Origin of the sequence: Allorhizobium ampelinum S4, assembly GCF_000016285.1 — a bacterium.
Lineage (GTDB): Bacteria > Pseudomonadota > Alphaproteobacteria > Rhizobiales > Rhizobiaceae > Allorhizobium > Allorhizobium ampelinum.
Genome location: NC_011982.1, coordinates 165430 through 184215, shown reverse-complemented (window position 1 = coordinate 184215; position 18786 = coordinate 165430). Strand labels below are relative to the sequence as shown.

Here is an 18786-nt window from a genome sequence, read left to right as displayed (position 1 = left end):
GATCACCTTCCAATTGCGCGGGATCCATTCGAGCTCGGTAATGAGTTCGGGCTCTCCGTGGTATACCAAGCTCCAGTGTCGTAAAGTACCATGCCGTCATCCCGCCGTAAGCGGCGTCTGCGCCCCATTGATTTTTCATTTGCAGCGGCTTGATAGTTTTGCCTTTGGGGCCTCACGATGAGCTCACCGACGAGTATCTGACGAGCTCATTGTGAGGCCTTTATGCGGGCGGCATAGGCCCAAGGCATTAGGGCATCGATGTCTTTGGCGATGTGGCCGTTTGCGAGGCGGGTGAAGAGGTCGCACAGATAGGCGTAAGGCTCAATTCCATTCATTTTACATGTGCCGATCAAGCTGGCAAACCGAGCCCAATTTCGGCCCCCTTCATCGTGGCCCGCAAAGAGCGCATTGCGGCGGTTCATGGCCGGGCGGCGGATCGCGTTTTCCACCAGGTTGGAGTCAATATCGACATGGCTGTCGTCCAAGAACAGCCTGAAGCCGTCTTGCCGTGTCAGCATGTATGCCAAGGCTTTTCCAAGATCTGACTTGCGTGAGACACGTGCAGCCTGAGCCGCGATCCAGGTGAAGAACTTGTCCACCAACGGGAGCGACAGCTCCTGTCGGACTGCCCGACGATGTTCGGGCTCATTGCCTCGAATACTGTCTTCGATCTTGTAGAGCGCGGCGATGCGAATGAGCGCTTCATCAACGATGGGTGATCCGCTCTTTGGCGCAGCCTTGATCAGCTTTCTGCGCCCGTGTGCCCAACAGAAAGCCAGTTTCCAGGGATCGCCGCCCACACGGTCCGACGTGGCAAGGTGAGAGTAACCACCGTAGGCATTGACCTGGATCGTGCCGTTAAATCCTTCGAGGATTTCGGCGGCATAGTCGCCTTTACGCCCAGGCCGATAATGGAACACCACACCTGATGGCGCAGAACCGTTCCAGCCGCGGTCGTCACGCAGCACGGCCCGGAGATAGCCCGTCTTCGTCTTGCCTCGCCCCGGATCCAGCACCGGGGCGGTCGTCTCGTTGACATAGAGCCGCGTGCTTTCCCCCAGAAGCTGTTTAGCCATATGGTCAACCACCGACCGGATTTCGCTGCCCGTGCGCCCCATCCAATCGGCCAGGACCGGGCGGTCTATCGGCCCCCCGTGTCGCGCCATGACCTCAGCCTGCCGGTTGAGCGGCATATGTTCGGAATGCTTGGAGACGGCAATTTCCGCCAGAAGGGCTTCGGTCGGCCAGCTCCCTTCCAAAAGATGTGCCGGCGCTTTGGCCTGGACAACGCCCGTTCGCCCCTTGGGGCATGCGTATTTCGGGCGGATCGTGACGATCACCTCGTAGCGCGCCGGGACCCGGTCGAGCCGTTCCTCGCCGATCCGCACCATGTTGCCGCAACCGCAGGGGCAAACGATGCTCTCGGGCTCGATCACGCGCTCGACCCGCGGCAGGTGTTCAGGCAGTGCACGGGCCTTGCGCTCCTTGCGAGAAACGGCCTTGTCCGGATCGCCAACCTCTCCAGGATTGATTGCACTGGCTTCGATCTTTTTCTCAACGGCGGCAATCCGCGCCTGTGTTTCGGCAATCGCCGTTTCAAGCTCTTCCAACGCCAGTTCCATCTGCGCCGGATCGAGCTTTTCCGATTTCGGCCCGAACTTCGCGCGCCGATATTCATGAACCTGACCCTCAAGCGTCTCGATCAGCTCCTTCAACTCGGCGATGAACAAATCCTTTTCGGCCACCACAGCCTGCTCATGCTGACGTGCTGCACGCTCGACCGACAGCTCGAACTGCATCTCCGCGAAGGCTTTGGCGACCTCTGATGGAAGGTCCGGATACAAGCTGAGATCAATAGGTTGCGACATGCCGCTTTATAGCAAAATGGCATCAAAAATCCAAATAAAACAATGCGATAGCCGCCAGAATTTACCCCGCCGCAGACGGCGCAGTCACCCGTTGCGCCATCACCCGTCGCCAGTCCAGACCTTCGAACATGGCCTCATACTGACCCCTGGAAAGACGCATCGTTCCATCCTGAACCTTGGGCCAAGCAAAGCTGCCTTGTTCCAGAATTTTATAAATTAGCACCATTCCGCGGCCATCCCACACCAGGATTTTAAGGCGATCTCCGCGCTTCGACCGGAAGATGACCGTAATCCCGGAATGCGGATCGAGCTTCAACTCGGTCTGCACCATCAGAGCCAGCGCCTGATGCCCACAGCGGAAGTCCACCGGACGCGTTGCGATCAGGATCGGCAGTCGTTGGCCCGCGACAATCATGGCGCTCCTCGCACAGCGCGAACCAGAGCGGCGACCCGTTCAACGGATACATCGTTCGGAACCCGCATCACAACGTCTGAGCCAATCTCCAACGTCAAAACCTGCACCTTCGGCCTGTCGGAGGCCAGCTTCGGCAGCGGCAACCGATTGACAGGCTCAGGCGCATCCGCAGCGATTGCCAGAGGCACGAATGCCGGCTCGATACCATCGTGCTCCGACGGCGTCGTTGCCGCCGCAAACGGCAGAACCAGAATGCCGTCGCGCACCTGACGTCGCCAATCGGAAAGCTGGTTTGCTATAACGCCGTGACGGCGCGCGACATCAACAACGCGAACACCAGGCTCAAAGCTTTCCGCCACGATCCCCTGTTCGTTGATAAGGTGCAAGACATAGTCGGCCTTTACATGTCGCCACCTGATCGGGCAGTCGTGCTATGCGTGGATGAGAAATCGCAAATCCAGGCACTGGATCGCGAGCAGCCGGTTCTGCCCATGGCGCCGGGCATCGCCGAGCAGCGGCGCACCCATACCTATGTCCGCAACGGCACGACATCCCTGTTCGCCGCGCTCGACGTTGCGACTGGCGCGGTAATCGGCCAGTGCTACAAACGTCACAGGGCGACCGAATTTCTCGACTTCTTGAAGCGGATTGACGCCGAGATGCCCAAGGGGCCGGACGTGCATTTGGTGATGGACAACTATGCGACCCACAAGACGCCGAGGATCAAGGCCTGGCTCGCACGCCGCCCGCATTGGCATGTTCACTTCACGCCAACGTCAGCCTCCTGGATCAATCAAGTCGAGCGGTGGTTTGCAGAGCTGATGCGCAAGCAATTGCAACGCGGTGTCATCGTTCCACCGCCGAACTGGAAGCCGACATCGACGCGTTTATCGCAACGCACAACGAGAATCCCAAGCCATACAGATGGGTGAAATCCGCCGGCCAAATCCTCGCCTCCGTCAAGCGATTCTGCCAAAACAATGAGCCGAACTTCAGATTCCGGTGACTAGTCTACCGGTTACGCTGAAAATAAGCTGTAGTTACTGTCACATTACACGTATTTGTCCAAGCGACCGCTTCCAGGGTGCTCTTTGAATTACAGAATCAGTCAGACTGTAGTCTCAAGTCCCGGCACGCAGACAGACTGCATTCACAGGGGCACCGCTTATGATCGTGTTGCATGGAGTGGTGTAGCTGGATTTCATAGCCATGGCTGATCTCCAATAGGTTCGGGTTGCTTAGAGCTACCTTGCTGCCGGTCTTTACATGCGCCTGCGCGATCGCTTTTACCTGTAGGGGATTAGGCGGTGTGGACGGATTGCCGCAAGTTTAATTTCTGCGATTCCCAAATCCGTATTTGAATGATTCATGGGTTGCCGGTTTCAGAGGAGATCGGCGATGCTGACGAAGATGACAGAAGCGGACTGGGCGGTCGCACTTGAGGTTTTCCGCGCCTCGCTTCCGCGGCGGGGCGACAAGGGTCGAGATGACCGGCTGTTTTTGGAGGCCCTGCACTATTTCTCCGTCAACAATATCACCTGGCGCGGTCTGCCGGAGCGCTATGGACATTGGAACAGTGTCTGGAAGCGCTTTTCCCGATTGAGCAAGGCGGGTGTTTTTGAGATTTTCTTCGAGCACCTTGGCAGCCTGAGCACGTCGGCCGATCTGGTTCAGATGTTCGACAGCACCGTGGTGCGCGCGCATGTTTCGGCAGCAGGAGCAAAAGGGGGCAATATGGCCAAGCGCTTGGCCGCTCGCAAGGCGGCTTCTCGACCAAAATCCACCTGAAGACCGATTTCGACGGACATCCCATCGCCTTTGATCTGACCGGGGGCGAGAAAGGTGACGCTCCGCACTTTCCAATCCTGCTTGGCCTTGGCCCCGATGTAGATCCCCGCGCCGCCATGGGCGACAAGGGCTATGACAGCAAGGCTAACCGCCAGGCCGCAAGAAGGCGGGGTGCGGTTCCCGTCATTCCTTATCGTTCAACGGCAAAATCAAAGCCGACGTTCTTTCCCAAAGCGCTCTACAAAGGTCGCGCCCGCATCGAGCAAGCAGCCGGAAAACTCAAGCCCTTCAAGCGCGTTGCGCTACGATGCGAGAAGACCAAACAAAATTTCTCCTCCATCGTCGCAATCGCCGCAGGCTTCATCTTGATCAAATCCGTCCACACTGCCTAGCAATCACGCCCCGTCGCACTGATACAGTTTGAAGGGTTCGGATCAGATAGAGCCATATCAACTATGTGACTCATCAAGAATTACATATGAAACGCTATATGCGTTTAATGACGGAGGTTCGGATGATATACTTCCTAAATACTCAATTCTATTCGCAGCCCGGATTTTGCGCGAAATGTGGCCGCTGCAGAAGCCCGCAAATATCGTGCACGGTAATGAAGTTGATCGGACGGCTTGCGTCCCCGCGCAGGCTACCGGCTGAAGGCGCTTACCGTCGATAGTCAGGTTGACTTAGCGGGCAGTTTGGCAATTTCGGTGCTTTGAGCGATCTTTGTTTGTAGAAGCAAGTTGGACACCGTGCGCCAGGATAGCCTGCTCTGGGCTTTTCGGGCTGTAACGATGGAGGAGTACTCTAATGTGCACCGATAATTTCCATTCGATGTGTCTGGGGTGGATTTAGAATCAGAATAGCAGGAACCGAAAAAGTTGTAATTTCTGCAGGAGAAACAAAGAAATGGCGATCAGCGAACTAAATGTGAATAAAAATATGCCTGTCTTGTCAGGCGAGGAGCCGCAAAAATTTCACATGGAGGAGTTGAGCGACAATTATCAGCCAAATGGTTTTACGAGTTTGGATCTCGACATGATTGAACTGGAGAATTTCGTCCTCCAGTGCCCACTCCCCGAAGACAACCTAGCTGGCTAAAAGGAGTTATATGATGGATCCGAAGGCCTATGGCGATGGTAAATATATTAATGTGACAGACGGAAACGACGCCCAAAATGCTGGTGTCGACGATCCAAAACGCCAGAAGACGGAAGGCGCAAATTCGAACACGCTCTTCGATGTTCATATGACGGGTAGCCATGAAACTCTCGAACACAATATGCACGAGAGCCCTACGCATACAGAAGATCTCGAATCGCATTTCGATGAGGGAACGCTTGGTTATCAGTCAGGCCATGATTCAACCAGTGTCCACGGCTACCAGTCTGAGGGTGAAAATGATTTATCCAGCTTGTTCGCGAATATGGCATTACCAGGCCATGACCGACGGCCAGACGAGTATATTCTTGTACGGCAGACTGGGCAGGACAGGTTCGCAGGTACTATTAAAGGTAACCTCAATCATCTGCCCACCAAGGCGGAATTCAATGCGAGTTGCCGGCTATATAGGGACGGGGTCGGTAACTACTATCCCCCACCCCTCGCGTTCGACAAGATCGATCTCCCGGAGCAATTGGGTGCAAGCCTGCATAAACTGGAGCCAAAAGAACGGAGCAAGCCGCGCTTTCAATACAAGTTGGAAGTCTGGAATCGTGCTCACGCCGAGATGGGTATTACTGGCACCGCCATTTTTTATCAAACTAACAAGAATATCAAGCTCGACCGCAATAATAAATTGAGGCCTGAGGATAGATATATACAAACAGAAAAATACGGGCGCAGAGAAATTCAAAAACGCTATGAGCACGAGTTTCAAGCTGGTTCACTGCTGCCGGATATTCTAATCAAGACTCCGCAAAATGACATACATTTTGCTTACAGGTTTGCCGGCGACGCCTACGCTAATAAGCGATTTGAGGAATTCGAACGCGCCATCAAAAATAAGTACGGCAGCAATACCGAGATCAAGCTGAAATCCAGGTCTGGCATTATGCATGACTCAAAATATTTGGAATCATGGGAGCGAGGCAGTGCGGATATCCGTTTCGCTGAGTTCGCAGGCGAGAATCGAGCTCACAACAGACAGTTCCCCGCTGCGACTGTGAATATGGGAAGGCAGCCGGACGGGCAGGAAGGGACGACCAGTGATCGTCACGTGAGCGTTGACTACCTATTTCAAAATGCGCCCAATTCCCCTTGGACGCAAGCCTTGAAAGAGGGAAAGTTGTGGGATCGCGTTCAGGTCCTGGCTCGCGACGGCAACGGTTACATGTCACCTGCAAGACTGGAATATTCTGACCCCGAACACTTCACCCAGCTGATGAACCGAGTCGGTCTGCCTGTTTCGATGGGTCGGCAAAGCCACGCGAATAGTGTCAAGTTTGAGCAGTTTGACCTACAGGCGTCGGTTATTGTTGCGGATGGCCCGAACTTACGTGATGTTCGAGATCTGTCCCAGGAAAAGCGGCAACAACTGACTCAAAAAGATGTCCTGATATCGGATCGCAATGAAAAGGGTCAGAGAACTGGCACTTACACCAGTGTTGCGGAATATGAGCGCCTGATGATGAAATTGCCCGACGACGCAGCGCAGCTTCTCGCTGTACCAACCGATAAATATTCGCGTGAGTTTGTCCGGCCAGAGGCAGCATTGCCGCCGATTAGTGACAGTCGGCGCGGTTACGAAAGCCGACCTCGTGGCACGACCGTAAACAGTCTGTAGAATTCCCGCTACCGCGTCGGTGACAAAGCCCATTAGCTCGAGACATGCCAATGAAAGGGTTCAACAATGGTCGACACGACGAAAAAAAGTGTCGCGAAGTCGCTTACGGCCGACATGCGACGTTCTGCTAGGCGGCTTTATGAGCAAATGCGTAAAGCGTTGCTTACAGAGGAAGAGGCTTCAAGGAAACGAGCCCGGTTCGAAACCCTTGAACAGAAGCAAAAATATGCCGCCGATATGCAGATAGTCGACAAGCTGGGCGCCGACTTCCGAGGCGAAATAAGCTATAAAAGGCTTGGAAATAAACGGGTTCGCGTCGGCAACTCAAAAGAATTAACACGGGAGCATGGTATCCTAAGAAAGACAAGGAAGGTTCTGAAACGTAGCGCAGAAACCGGCGATGTTTACCTTGGTTTACACGAAAAAAGGACTTGGAGGAGCGTTAGTAGCCATTTCTATGCCGAGGACGGGACACTTCGCGCGAAACATGTGAAATACAAAGACGGGCGCTTTGAGGAAAAATGGGAGCGAGACGAAAATGGCCTACTGATTCGGACGCAGTACGTCAACCGAAATAGGCTTTTTCAATCAATTTCCGAGAGGCTGAGCGCGCCCTATCGGAGTGGCGCAGAAAACCGGCTTTTTCGAGAACTAACCCGCCAAAAAGGTTCCACGCAGGAAACATTTGAGCGGGACGACAAAGGCAATCTAGAGCTGATCGGCAGGAAACGGCTCGGATTTTCCAAGACATTGACGAAAACCGCAGACCGTCAAACCTCTCGGACAACGATACGAAAACTTGGTGGCGCATTTAGCAAATCTTATAGCTCCCTCCTAGATAAGGAGGGGAACGAACTCGGCCGGGATATATCTAGTCACCGCCGGCTGTTAAACAAGCGATCGGCCGTCTACGATGATGCTAGCGGGCAATTGAAGAGCACGAAGCATACCTTCGGTAAGATCTACAAGAGTGAAACAGCCTATCTGAACTCCGATGTCAAAAAAGTCTCAAAAAAGATACTGGGCGTGACAGTTCGTCGGAAACTGACGGCGCTAACTGGACAAGAACGTGAGGCTCAGAAGCTGCGCAATTTGGAATCCACTGAGCATAGGAAGGCTTGGCAAGAGCGCTCAATTATCCCCATATCACTTCTACCGACGACGCGGTCGCATTCGGTCAGTTTTGTTGGAGACGGCCGTCGTAACGAGGCCGAAAGTAAGGTTGTGCCTGCAAAAGACCAACGAACTGATGCCGTTGTACCAACGTCATCCTTGTTTCGCCAACCGCACTCCGAGCGACAGGCCGTTTCCCAAACACTACCTCCGTCGTCGAATGGGCATCTCTCATATCCAGCTTTTAAAGCCGAAGAGGCTAAGCCGTACAAAAGGCCGGTCGCGATCAATCTCCAGCGCGATAATGAAAGGAAAACGCAAGAAGAGAAAAACCTCGGTGAGTGGCGAGGACATCTCTTTCGACCAACCGGGTCAACAAAAGGGGTGTTTTTTACCGCATCGCCGGAAAGAACAACAGTGTTTGGTTCGCCGGAGCCCTCACTAAACCGATCTGCCGATCCGCAATTGTCGGTGGACAGAACGGTTTCCCAAGGGCCGTCGGTGCCATTATCTCCGATCAATAATCACCAGTCAGATCCAAACGAACAAGAGCTCTTGAGTTTTCTGCACAACGCGCCGGTCCCGCCGTCGTTGGGCGTGCATAGTGGACCGGTAGGGCGTGCTGAGGAAAGCCTCCAGGGAGCTTTTGAAGATAGCCCGGTGCGAAAGAGTTTAGTGTCGGAAAGTGTAGTAGAAGAACATTTGCAAGGGCCTTTGGAACGCGATCATTCGATCAATACAATAAGCGAGCGCTTTGATCCGCAGTCATTGTTTGGCGAATCGGGGTTGTCGCACGTCTCAGAAGGCCGGCAAGAACCTTCGATGCAAGGAGACCATCTTACGGATCCGGAACAGCAAGCGTTGCTGAATGAACTGCTTAGTGTTCCATTGCCGAAGGCGGATAACGAGCGATCGAGGGTTTTGGAAAGCTCACGGAACCGAGAGCGCTCCATGTCAGCAGGGCTTTCACTTTAGAATAGATATGCCGATCCACATACGTCTAGCATCCGCCCATTTGGCTTGATTGAAACAGACCATTCGTCGAAAGGCAGATTGCTGCTGATCAGGGCGGCACCTCGCTCATAACGTGAGCGTCCGGTGAGCCGGTTTTGGTCGGGCGCATAATTGGCGCACGTTACGTCACAGATGATTCATTTGTGACGTAACAGGGTATGAATGGCCAAGGTTGAGATCCTGACGGGTGCCGAGCGACAGCGGCGGTGGTCGACAGAAAAGAAGCTTTCAATATTGCGCGAAGCGTTCAGCGCGGATGGCAGCGTTTCGGATGTAGCACGTCGGCACGACGTTCTTCCGCAGCAGATTTACGCCCGGCGAAGGAAGCTCTTGCCACCCGAATTGAAAGTGAGCGTCCGGTGAGCGGATTTTGCTGATTAGGCAAAACGGGCGATGTTCTGGCATTAGAAGCAGCATTAGTGCTGACATTAATACCAGAACGAAGAGGTTGCATGGCTCGCATGGAGATCATGTCCGGCAGTGAGCGTCGGCGACGCTGGTCTGACGCGGCGAAACTGAAGATATTGGCGGAAGCTGATCAACCTGGTGTTCGCATTGGTGATGTGGCTCGCCGGCATGATATTTACCCATCCCAGATCCGTTTGTGGCGGCAGTCCTTCAGCTATGTCGGTCGACCGGCGATGTTCCTTCCGGTGGAAATCACCGAGGAGGTGAGCGCTACACCGGGACCTGACACGCCACCGACGCCAGCGGTTATTGAGATCTCGCTACGAAACGGTCGATGCTTGAGGGTTCCGGCTGACATAGAGCTGAGGATGCTCGGGTCGTTGATCGCGTGCGTGGAGGCGGCATGATCGAGCCTTCTGGGAATGTGCGGGTCTATCTAGCCTGCGGAGTGACCGACATGCGGCGTGGCATTGATGGGCTTTCGGCGCTGGTTGAGACGGTCGTAAAGGAGGCACCGGGCTCGGGTGCGATCTTCGGCTTCCGCGGAAAACGCGCCGATCGGATCAAGCTTCTCTGGTGGGATGGCCAAGGGTTTTGCCTATTTTACAAGGTTCTTGAACGCGGATACTTTCCCTGGCCGAGGGCGAAAGAAGGCGTTGCGCCCCTGACGCAGGCGCAGCTCTCGATGCTTGTGGAAGGGATCGACTGGCGCCGGCCAGCGTGGACTTCGGCTCCGGCGAGAACGGGCTAAAGCGCTTATTTTGCAGCGAAATCCGCGCGAAGCACTGGCGTTTTGGCGCAAATCGGCTACGTTTACGGGCATGGAAACAGGACCGCTGGACGGTCAGGAAGAGCTCACTGCTTTGCGCCCACTCGTCGCCGAACAGGCGGCGAAACTTGAGAGCCAGGAAGCCGAGGTCATCAAGCGAGACTCCATAATCGGGCTTCTTCGCGCGCAACTGGAACTGCTCCGCCATCGACAGCATGGCGCCTCTTCGGAAAAGATTGACAGGAAGATAGAGCAGTTCGAGCTGATGCTGGAGGAGATCGAGGCCTCTCGTGCCGAGGCTGAGATGCGCTCCGGGAAAGCGCCTTTGCCGGAGTTGGGCGACGCATCCGAAAAGCCGAAGCGCAAGCCTCTGCCCGATGGTCTTGCCACCGAAGAACTGGTCTATGCGGCTCCCTGCAATTGCCCGACCTGCGGTGGCACCTCGTTCTTGAAGGCTGCCGACAAGGTGGTCCAGATTCTGGAGCACGTGCCCGCGTCGGTCAAGATTGTCCGCCATGTCGAAAAACGCATGATCTGCAGGGAGTGCGATACGATGGTGGCAGGAGAAATGCCGACCTTGCCGATCGAGCGCGGCAAACCAGGGCCGGGACTGCTCGCCCATATCATGATCGCAAAATTCGACGATCACATTCCCCTCTACCGCCTGTCCGAGATGTACGACCGGTTAGGGATAGACATCTCCCGATCCGTGATGGCCGACTGGGTCGGCCGCGTATCCGCTTTGCTGACACCACTCACCCGGATCCAGGATCACCCCAAAGACCGACTTGAAGACCTGTTGCCATGGAACTGGACGCCAGCAACCGCTCGATGCGAGGCCCCCTAATGGCACGCGCGAGGTTCATCTACACACTCAGGCAAGTCGCCAGCATGATCGGCGAAAATCTCGAACTGATCGAAGAGGTGACGGCCAACTCGGACAACATCTCCGATGGCGAACTGGTTTACGTCAGCGATGGCAGTGAAGATGGCACGAAGGGTCTGACCGAGAATGGCATTGAAGAACTTCAAAGTCTCCTCGCCGACATCAGGACGTGGGATGGTGGTATCCGCCAGTTCCTCGTCGACGAACAATGCGATCCCAAGATCATTGAGCGCGTCATGGCCGATGAAATGAAACGCGTCCTATAGCATCGCCAGATCGAACCACCAAAAATCCGTTCGCCGGACGCTCACTTCATAACGATGGGAGATCAGCTCGAACAGCGATTCCGCACCGGTTTTCGACAGCGGCACGAAACCCAACTCATTGATGATCAGCAGCTTGTTGGCTGCCATCTGCTTCTGGAACCGGAGCAGTCGCCGCTCGTCTCGCGCCTCCATCATCTCGCTGATCTGTAAGCGGCGTCTGCGCCCCATTGATTTTTCATTTGCAGCGGCTTGATAGTTTTGCCTTTGGGGCCTCACGATGAGCTCACCGACGAGTATCTGACGAGCTCATTGTGAGGCCTTTATGCGGGCGGCATAGGCCCAAGGCATTAGGGCATCGATGTCTTTGGCGATGTGGCCGTTTGCGAGGCGGGTGAAGAGGTCGCACAGATAGGCGTAAGGCTCAATTCCATTCATTTTACATGTGCCGATCAAGCTGGCAAACCGAGCCCAATTTCGGCCCCCTTCATCGTGGCCCGCAAAGAGCGCATTGCGGCGGTTCATGGCCGGGCGGCGGATCGCGTTTTCCACCAGGTTGGAGTCAATATCGACATGGCTGTCGTCCAAGAACAGCCTGAAGCCGTCTTGCCGTGTCAGCATGTATGCCAAGGCTTTTCCAAGATCTGACTTGCGTGAGACACGTGCAGCCTGAGCCGCGATCCAGGTGAAGAACTTGTCCACCAACGGGAGCGACAGCTCCTGTCGGACTGCCCGACGATGTTCGGGCTCATTGCCTCGAATACTGTCTTCGATCTTGTAGAGCGCGGCGATGCGAATGAGCGCTTCATCAACGATGGGTGATCCGCTCTTTGGCGCAGCCTTGATCAGCTTTCTGCGCCCGTGTGCCCAACAGAAAGCCAGTTTCCAGGGATCGCCGCCCACACGGTCCGACGTGGCAAGGTGAGAGTAACCACCGTAGGCATTGACCTGGATCGTGCCGTTAAATCCTTCGAGGATTTCGGCGGCATAGTCGCCTTTACGCCCAGGCCGATAATGGAACACCACACCTGATGGCGCAGAACCGTTCCAGCCGCGGTCGTCACGCAGCACGGCCCGGAGATAGCCCGTCTTCGTCTTGCCTCGCCCCGGATCCAGCACCGGGGCGGTCGTCTCGTTGACATAGAGCCGCGTGCTTTCCCCCAGAAGCTGTTTAGCCATATGGTCAACCACCGACCGGATTTCGCTGCCCGTGCGCCCCATCCAATCGGCCAGGACCGGGCGGTCTATCGGCCCCCCGTGTCGCGCCATGACCTCAGCCTGCCGGTTGAGCGGCATATGTTCGGAATGCTTGGAGACGGCAATTTCCGCCAGAAGGGCTTCGGTCGGCCAGCTCCCTTCCAAAAGATGTGCCGGCGCTTTGGCCTGGACAACGCCCGTTCGCCCCTTGGGGCATGCGTATTTCGGGCGGATCGTGACGATCACCTCGTAGCGCGCCGGGACCCGGTCGAGCCGTTCCTCGCCGATCCGCACCATGTTGCCGCAACCGCAGGGGCAAACGATGCTCTCGGGCTCGATCACGCGCTCGACCCGCGGCAGGTGTTCAGGCAGTGCACGGGCCTTGCGCTCCTTGCGAGAAACGGCCTTGTCCGGATCGCCAACCTCTCCAGGATTGATTGCACTGGCTTCGATCTTTTTCTCAACGGCGGCAATCCGCGCCTGTGTTTCGGCAATCGCCGTTTCAAGCTCTTCCAACGCCAGTTCCATCTGCGCCGGATCGAGCTTTTCCGATTTCGGCCCGAACTTCGCGCGCCGATATTCATGAACCTGACCCTCAAGCGTCTCGATCAGCTCCTTCAACTCGGCGATGAACAAATCCTTTTCGGCCACCACAGCCTGCTCATGCTGACGTGCTGCACGCTCGACCGACAGCTCGAACTGCATCTCCGCGAAGGCTTTGGCGACCTCTGATGGAAGGTCCGGATACAAGCTGAGATCAATAGGTTGCGACATGCCGCTTTATAGCAAAATGGCATCAAAAATCCAAATAAAACAATGCGATAGCCGCCAGAATTTACCCCGCCGCAGACGGCGCAGTCACCCGTTGCGCCATCACCCGTCGCCAGTCCAGACCTTCGAACATGGCCTCATACTGACCCCTGGAAAGACGCATCGTTCCATCCTGAACCTTGGGCCAAGCAAAGCTGCCTTGTTCCAGAATTTTATAAATTAGCACCATTCCGCGGCCATCCCACACCAGGATTTTAAGGCGATCTCCGCGCTTCGACCGGAAGATGACCGTAATCCCGGAATGCGGATCGAGCTTCAACTCGGTCTGCACCATCAGAGCCAGCGCCTGATGCCCACAGCGGAAGTCCACCGGACGCGTTGCGATCAGGATCGGCAGTCGTTGGCCCGCGACAATCATGGCGCTCCTCGCACAGCGCGAACCAGAGCGGCGACCCGTTCAACGGATACATCGTTCGGAACCCGCATCACAACGTCTGAGCCAATCTCCAACGTCAAAACCTGCACCTTCGGCCTGTCGGAGGCCAGCTTCGGCAGCGGCAACCGATTGACAGGCTCAGGCGCATCCGCAGCGATTGCCAGAGGCACGAATGCCGGCTCGATACCATCGTGCTCCGACGGCGTCGTTGCCGCCGCAAACGGCAGAACCAGAATGCCGTCGCGCACCTGACGTCGCCAATCGGAAAGCTGGTTTGCTATAACGCCGTGACGGCGCGCGACATCAACAACGCGAACACCAGGCTCAAAGCTTTCCGCCACGATCCCCTGTTCGTTGATAAGGTGCAAGACATAGTCGGCCTTTACATGTCGCCACCTGATCGGGCAGTCGTGCTATGCGTGGATGAGAAATCGCAAATCCAGGCACTGGATCGCGAGCAGCCGGTTCTGCCCATGGCGCCGGGCATCGCCGAGCAGCGGCGCACCCATACCTATGTCCGCAACGGCACGACATCCCTGTTCGCCGCGCTCGACGTTGCGACTGGCGCGGTAATCGGCCAGTGCTACAAACGTCACAGGGCGACCGAATTTCTCGACTTCTTGAAGCGGATTGACGCCGAGATGCCCAAGGGGCCGGACGTGCATTTGGTGATGGACAACTATGCGACCCACAAGACGCCGAGGATCAAGGCCTGGCTCGCACGCCGCCCGCATTGGCATGTTCACTTCACGCCAACGTCAGCCTCCTGGATCAATCAAGTCGAGCGGTGGTTTGCAGAGCTGATGCGCAAGCAATTGCAACGCGGTGTCATCGTTCCACCGCCGAACTGGAAGCCGACATCGACGCGTTTATCGCAACGCACAACGAGAATCCCAAGCCATACAGATGGGTGAAATCCGCCGGCCAAATCCTCGCCTCCGTCAAGCGATTCTGCCAAAACAATGAGCCGAACTTCAGATTCCGGTGACTAGGGCTAGCCATAGGCGTAGACATAGATCCTCACAATCAGAGAAAATCAGATCCCTGATGCCATAACGTGATCACCATCAGACTTGCCAGATGGGGTCTGCTTGTCGCTTACAGAAGTCTCCAATCACGAAATCGAACGGATTTGCTTCAATGCTTCAAATGAAACCAAGAGTAAGGGCAATAAAATCAGAGAGTAACAGATCCCTAACATCATCGCGACTGTTAACGGTTGAGTCATCTCATGGCTCATCAGGATTAGTGCGGTACCGAGGGGAATAAACGAATGCTGAAGGCGGCGGGATCTTTCGGGATCATTCTTCTGATGATCCAGCCAAGCAAAGCTGCGCCGCTGTCTTTCGCCGAATTCAACCAGCTCGCTCGCGAATGCGCGCCTTCAGTCGCTCCATCTACACTCGGAGCGATTGCGAAGGTCGAAAGCCAGTTTGATCCACTCGTGCTGCATGACAATACGACCGGTGAAACTCTTCATTGCAGGAACCATGCGGATGCTACGCAAAGCGTAGACCATCGTCTCGTAGCCGGGCATTCAGTTGATGTAGGCCTAATGCAAGTAAACTCCAAGAATTTCGCGAACTTGGGCCTGACTCCCGGCACTGCAATCGAGCCATGCGCGTCCTTGTCCGCCGCGGCGCATCTGCTTGTACGGCATTATCGTGGCGGCAACACTGTAGAGTCAAAACAACTCGCCCTCAGGCGGGCAATCTCGGCTTACAATACCGGCGACCCAACACGCGGGTTCGCAAACGGTTATGTGCGAAGGGTCGAAGTGGCGGCTCAGCAACTCGTGCCGCCGCTGGCTCAGTCGGCGAAAAAATCCGATCGTGGTGAGCCAAACTCAGAAGAACCCTGGAACGTCTGGGAGTCATACGAGCGCTCCCACTCAGCAATTGGAGCGGACGGCTCATCCGCGCCGCCGGAGGCGCAGGAACTGAATGACCGCGCGCCCTCCGAACAAGATCAAGTTTTTCGAACTGACTGATGGAGATGCACTATAATGGCATGCTTTGAGAAATACCCCGAGCTCTCGAAAATCCGTGACCTCAGGGACAGAGTTGTGAGCCTGCTGGTTCCGCACTTGCCGAGCGTCAGTGGCGCGATCGGCTGGAGTTTGTTTTTCCGCGAGCCAGCTGCCGCGCAGGCCGCTGGAGGCACTGACCCGGCCACTATGGTCAACAATATCTGCACGTTTATTCTCGGTCCATTTGGTCAATCGCTCGCCGTTCTTGGTATCGTAGCCATCGGCGTTTCGTGGATGTTCGGCCGCGCTTCCCTTGGTCTTGTGGCAGGTGTTGTTGGCGGAATCGTTATCATGTTTGGAGCCAGCTTTCTCGGCCAGACACTTACCGGGGGCGGGGGATGATTAAGGATCTTGAAGAAGCCACACTCTATCTGGCGGCGACGAGACCTGCATTGTTCTTCGGGGTACCGCTGACGCTTGCTGGAGTTTTTATGATGTTGGCAGGGTTTCTCATCGTTATTGTGCAGAACCCCCTCTATGAAATTGTTCTCTTGCCGCTGTGGCTTGGAGCGCGGCTCGTCGTAGAGCGTGACTATAACGCGGCAAGCGTGGTCTTGCTGTTTCTCCAGACGGCAGGGAGAAGCGTTGATGGCCACACGTGGGGCGGGGCGAGCGTCAGTCCCAATCCCATCAGAGTGGCGTCGCGAGGAAGAGGAATGACGTAATGTTCGGAGCAAATGGACGGACCGAGAGATCTGGGGAAATCTACCTGCCTTACGTGGGGCACCTTAGCGACCATATCGTTCTTCTGGAGGACGGTTCCATCTTGACCATGGCGCATATCAGTGGCCTTCCCTTCGAACTAGAGGAAGTAGAGGTCCGTAATGCGCGCTGCCGTGCCTTTAACACGCTCTTTCGCAATATCGCCGATGATAACGTCTCAGTATATGCCCATCTCGTCCGTCACAGCGATGTGCCAGCACCGCCGGTACGCCATTTTCGCAGCGCCTTCGCGTCAAGCCTAAGCGAAACGTTCGAGCAGCGTGTTCTCTCCGGTAAGCTGTTTCGAAATGACCACTTCCTAACACTCATTGTTTCTCCTCGCACCGCTCTCGGCAAAGTGAGAAGCAGATTCACCACGCGCTATGGGAAAAACCTAGGCGATCTTGCGCATCAGATCCGGCATCTGGAGGATCTTTGGAATATTGTCGCTGGCGCGCTTGACGGGTATGGACTTCGTCGCCTTGGCATCCGAGAAAAAAATCAGGTGCTTTTCACGGAAATTGGTGAAGCCCTCCGCCTGATAATGACTTGCCGTTTTCTACCAGTGCCGGTTGTTAGCGGCTCCCTCGGCGCCGCCGTTTATACAGACCGAGTCATCTGCGGTAAGCGTGCCCTAGAGATTAGAGCGCCAAAAGATCGTTACGTTGGATCAATCTTTTCATTCCGCGAATATCCGGCAAAGACGCGGCCCGGAATGCTTAACATACTCCTGTTATCAAGTTTTCCACTCGTTTTGAGCCAGAGTTTCTCTTTCTTAACACGTGCACAGTCTCACGCCAAACTCAGCCTTAAATCTAACCAGATGACCAGCTCGGGTGACAAAGCAGTCACCCAGATCGGTGAGCTCGCCCAAGCAGAAGATTCATTGGCCAGTAGCGAATTCGTTATGGGTTCTCATCATCTCAGCCTTTGCGTCTATGCCGATGATCTCGATACCCTTGCCGACTACGGTGCGCGAGCCCGCACAAGCTTGTCGGACGCGGGGGCTGTAATCGTGCAGGAAAGCATTGGAATGGAGGCTGCATACTGGTCTCAGTTTCCAGGAAACCATAGATGGCGTACCCGTCCTGGAGCTATCACGTCACGTAACTTTGCTGGATTGGTTTCATTCGAAAACTTCCCTATCGGCAGAAAGTCGGGCCATTGGGGCGGTGCGGTTGCTCGTTTCCGTACAAACGGCGGGACACCCTTCGATTATATTCCGCACGAAAACGACGTTGGTATGACCGCGATCTTCGGGCCGATTGGCAGAGGAAAAACAACACTTATGACCTTCATCCTGGCAATGCTCGAGCAGAGCATGGCTGGCCGCAGCGGGACGATCGTTTTTTTCGATAAGGATCGTGGCGGTGAACTGCTTGTGCGTGCCACGGGGGGCACTTACCTAACGCTACGAAGAGGTGTCCCAAGCGGTCTTGCACCTTTGCGCGGCCTAGAGGATACGGCAGCGGCGAGGGACTTTCTCCGCGAGTGGATCGTGGCACTGATTGAAAGCGACGGCAGGGGAGGGATTTCACCGGAAGAAAATCGCCGCTTAGAGCGCGGTATTCAACGGCAACTCTCATTTGAGCCAAACATGAGATCCCTTGCGGGCCTAAGGGAGTTCTTATTGCACGGCCCCTCCGAAGGAGCGGGAGCTAGGTTGCAGCGGTGGTGCCGAGGCAATGCTCTCGGCTGGGCGTTTGACGGGGAATCGGACGAAGTGAAGTTAGATCCTTCGATTACGGGCTTCGATATGACGCATCTCCTCGACTATGAGGAGGTATGTGCGCCAGCCGCAGCATATCTTTTGCATCGAATAGGAGCGATGGTAGATGGTCGGCGCTTCGTTATGAGCTGCGATGAGTTTCGTGCCTACCTGCTTAATCAGAAATTTGCAGCAGTCGTTGACAAGTTCCTGCTGACCGTCCGGAAGAACAACGGAATGTTGATTCTTGCGACACAACAGCCCGAGCACGTACTCGATTCACCGTTGGGCGCAAGCCTTGTAGCACAATGTATGACCAAAATTTTCTACCCATCACCCACTGCAGACCGCTCTGCTTACATAGACGGGTTGAAGTGCACCGAACGAGAATTTCAGGCTATTCGCGAGGACATGGCGATCGGCAGCCGCAAGTTCTTGCTTAAGCGCGAGAGCGGAAGTGTCGTCTGCGAATTTGATCTGCGCGATATGTCAGAATACGTCGCCGTTCTCTCCGGACGCGCCAACACTGTGCGTTTTGCTCAACAGTTGCGCGAGACCTGTGGAGAGGATCCCTCTGCCTGGCTGGACGAATTTATGACGCGCTACCGCGAGGCACAGGATTGATACAGGATTGATA

General features: G+C 55.4%; 18 protein-coding genes and 5 pseudogenes. 16 read left to right on the top strand and 7 right to left on the bottom strand.

What is annotated here, in order from left to right:
• Positions 1-206: 206 nt before the first annotated feature.
• From tnpC (AVI_RS25340) to tnpA (AVI_RS25330), 3 genes are all read right to left on the bottom strand, one after another.
• The gene (gene tnpC, locus AVI_RS25340) at positions 207-1868 is read right to left on the bottom strand and encodes an IS66 family transposase (protein ID WP_012649036.1); all 1662 of its coding nucleotides are present in this window, start codon (positions 1866-1868) and stop codon (positions 207-209) included.
• A 61-nt stretch (positions 1869-1929) separates the two neighbouring features.
• On the bottom strand, positions 1930-2283 hold the full coding sequence (gene tnpB / locus AVI_RS25335; protein WP_012649035.1) for an IS66 family insertion sequence element accessory protein TnpB: 354 nt from the start codon (positions 2281-2283) through the stop codon (positions 1930-1932).
• Entirely contained in the window at positions 2280-2669 is a 390-nt protein-coding gene (gene tnpA, locus AVI_RS25330) for an IS66-like element accessory protein TnpA (protein ID WP_234618200.1), read from the bottom strand. Before tnpA (AVI_RS25330) ends, tnpB (AVI_RS25335) begins: the two co-directional genes overlap by 4 nt.
• On the opposite strand from tnpA (AVI_RS25330), the pseudogene AVI_RS25325 reads away from it, so the two are divergent.
• The 11 genes and pseudogenes from AVI_RS25325 to AVI_RS31785 form a co-directional block, all read left to right on the top strand.
• Positions 2643-3289 (top strand): annotated as a pseudogene (locus AVI_RS25325) (IS630 family transposase); the annotation flags it as partial. The gene tnpA (AVI_RS25330) and the pseudogene AVI_RS25325 sit on opposite strands and share 27 nt — an antisense overlap.
• Positions 3290-3681: 392 nt before the next feature.
• Entirely contained in the window at positions 3682-4071 is a 390-nt protein-coding gene (locus AVI_RS25320; RefSeq protein WP_041699590.1) for an IS5/IS1182 family transposase, read from the top strand.
• Positions 4050-4463 (top strand): annotated as a pseudogene (locus AVI_RS31295) (transposase); the annotation flags it as partial. The gene AVI_RS25320 and the pseudogene AVI_RS31295, both read left to right, overlap by 22 nt.
• Positions 4464-4977: 514 nt before the next feature.
• Entirely contained in the window at positions 4978-5169 is a 192-nt protein-coding gene (virE1, locus tag AVI_RS25310; protein ID WP_012649042.1) for a type IV secretion system effector chaperone VirE1, read from the top strand.
• Between the two features lie 10 nt (positions 5170-5179).
• Positions 5180-6853 carry a type IV secretion system single-stranded DNA binding effector VirE2 gene (locus AVI_RS25305; RefSeq protein ID WP_234665192.1) on the top strand — a complete coding sequence of 558 codons (1674 nt, stop codon included), beginning with the start codon at positions 5180-5182 and terminating at the stop codon, positions 6851-6853.
• A gap of 66 nt (positions 6854-6919) precedes the next feature.
• Positions 6920-8941, top strand: coding sequence for a virA/G regulated protein (locus AVI_RS25300; protein ID WP_012649040.1), 2022 nt, complete (start codon positions 6920-6922; stop codon positions 8939-8941).
• 201 nt (positions 8942-9142) lie between these two features.
• Positions 9143-9343 (top strand): transposase, encoded by a 201-nt coding sequence (locus tag AVI_RS31920; protein ID WP_080517075.1) that lies wholly within the window; start codon positions 9143-9145, stop codon positions 9341-9343.
• Between the two features lie 89 nt (positions 9344-9432).
• Positions 9433-9795: an IS66-like element accessory protein TnpA gene (gene tnpA, locus AVI_RS25295; RefSeq protein ID WP_012649039.1), complete on the top strand. Its 363-nt coding sequence runs from the start codon at positions 9433-9435 to the stop codon at positions 9793-9795.
• Positions 9792-10139 (top strand): IS66 family insertion sequence element accessory protein TnpB, encoded by a 348-nt coding sequence (gene tnpB / locus AVI_RS25290; RefSeq protein WP_041699516.1) that lies wholly within the window; start codon positions 9792-9794, stop codon positions 10137-10139. The genes tnpA (AVI_RS25295) and tnpB (AVI_RS25290) overlap by 4 nt, the downstream gene beginning before the upstream one ends.
• Positions 10140-10209: 70 nt before the next feature.
• A pseudogene (locus AVI_RS25285) lies at positions 10210-10914 on the top strand (transposase domain-containing protein); the annotation flags it as partial.
• 89 nt (positions 10915-11003) lie between these two features.
• Entirely contained in the window at positions 11004-11309 is a 306-nt protein-coding gene (locus AVI_RS31785) for a hypothetical protein (RefSeq protein ID WP_012649037.1), read from the top strand.
• Positions 11310-11354: 45 nt separating this feature from the next.
• Here AVI_RS31785 and AVI_RS25275 read toward each other — a convergent pair.
• The 4 genes and pseudogenes from AVI_RS25275 to tnpA (AVI_RS25260) form a co-directional block, all read right to left on the bottom strand.
• Positions 11355-11513, bottom strand: a pseudogene (locus AVI_RS25275) (ATP-binding protein); the annotation flags it as partial.
• 102 nt (positions 11514-11615) lie between these two features.
• Entirely contained in the window at positions 11616-13277 is a 1662-nt protein-coding gene (gene tnpC, locus AVI_RS25270; protein ID WP_012649036.1) for an IS66 family transposase, read from the bottom strand.
• A gap of 61 nt (positions 13278-13338) precedes the next feature.
• The gene (gene tnpB / locus AVI_RS25265; protein ID WP_012649035.1) at positions 13339-13692 is read right to left on the bottom strand and encodes an IS66 family insertion sequence element accessory protein TnpB; all 354 of its coding nucleotides are present in this window, start codon (positions 13690-13692) and stop codon (positions 13339-13341) included.
• On the bottom strand, positions 13689-14078 hold the full coding sequence (gene tnpA, locus AVI_RS25260; RefSeq protein WP_234618200.1) for an IS66-like element accessory protein TnpA: 390 nt from the start codon (positions 14076-14078) through the stop codon (positions 13689-13691). The genes tnpB (AVI_RS25265) and tnpA (AVI_RS25260) overlap by 4 nt, the downstream gene beginning before the upstream one ends.
• On the opposite strand from tnpA (AVI_RS25260), the pseudogene AVI_RS25255 reads away from it, so the two are divergent.
• From AVI_RS25255 to virB4, 5 genes and pseudogenes are all read left to right on the top strand, one after another.
• Positions 14052-14698: pseudogene (locus AVI_RS25255) on the top strand (IS630 family transposase); the annotation flags it as partial. The gene tnpA (AVI_RS25260) and the pseudogene AVI_RS25255 overlap by 27 nt on opposite strands.
• A gap of 285 nt (positions 14699-14983) precedes the next feature.
• A complete protein-coding gene (locus tag AVI_RS25250; protein WP_012649034.1) occupies positions 14984-15700 on the top strand; it encodes a type IV secretion system lytic transglycosylase VirB1 in 717 nt (238 codons plus the stop codon).
• 15 nt (positions 15701-15715) lie between these two features.
• Complete coding sequence (gene virB2 / locus AVI_RS25245) at positions 15716-16081, top strand: pilin major subunit VirB2 (protein WP_012649033.1); 366 nt, start codon at positions 15716-15718, stop codon at positions 16079-16081.
• Complete coding sequence (locus AVI_RS25240; protein WP_012649032.1) at positions 16078-16404, top strand: type IV secretion system protein VirB3; 327 nt, start codon at positions 16078-16080, stop codon at positions 16402-16404. Before virB2 ends, AVI_RS25240 begins: the two co-directional genes overlap by 4 nt.
• Positions 16404-18773, top strand: a complete 2370-nt coding sequence (gene virB4, locus AVI_RS25235; protein WP_012649031.1) for a type IV secretion/conjugal transfer ATPase VirB4 — start codon at positions 16404-16406, stop codon at positions 18771-18773. Before AVI_RS25240 ends, virB4 begins: the two co-directional genes overlap by 1 nt.
• The last annotated feature ends 13 nt before the right edge of the window (positions 18774-18786 follow it).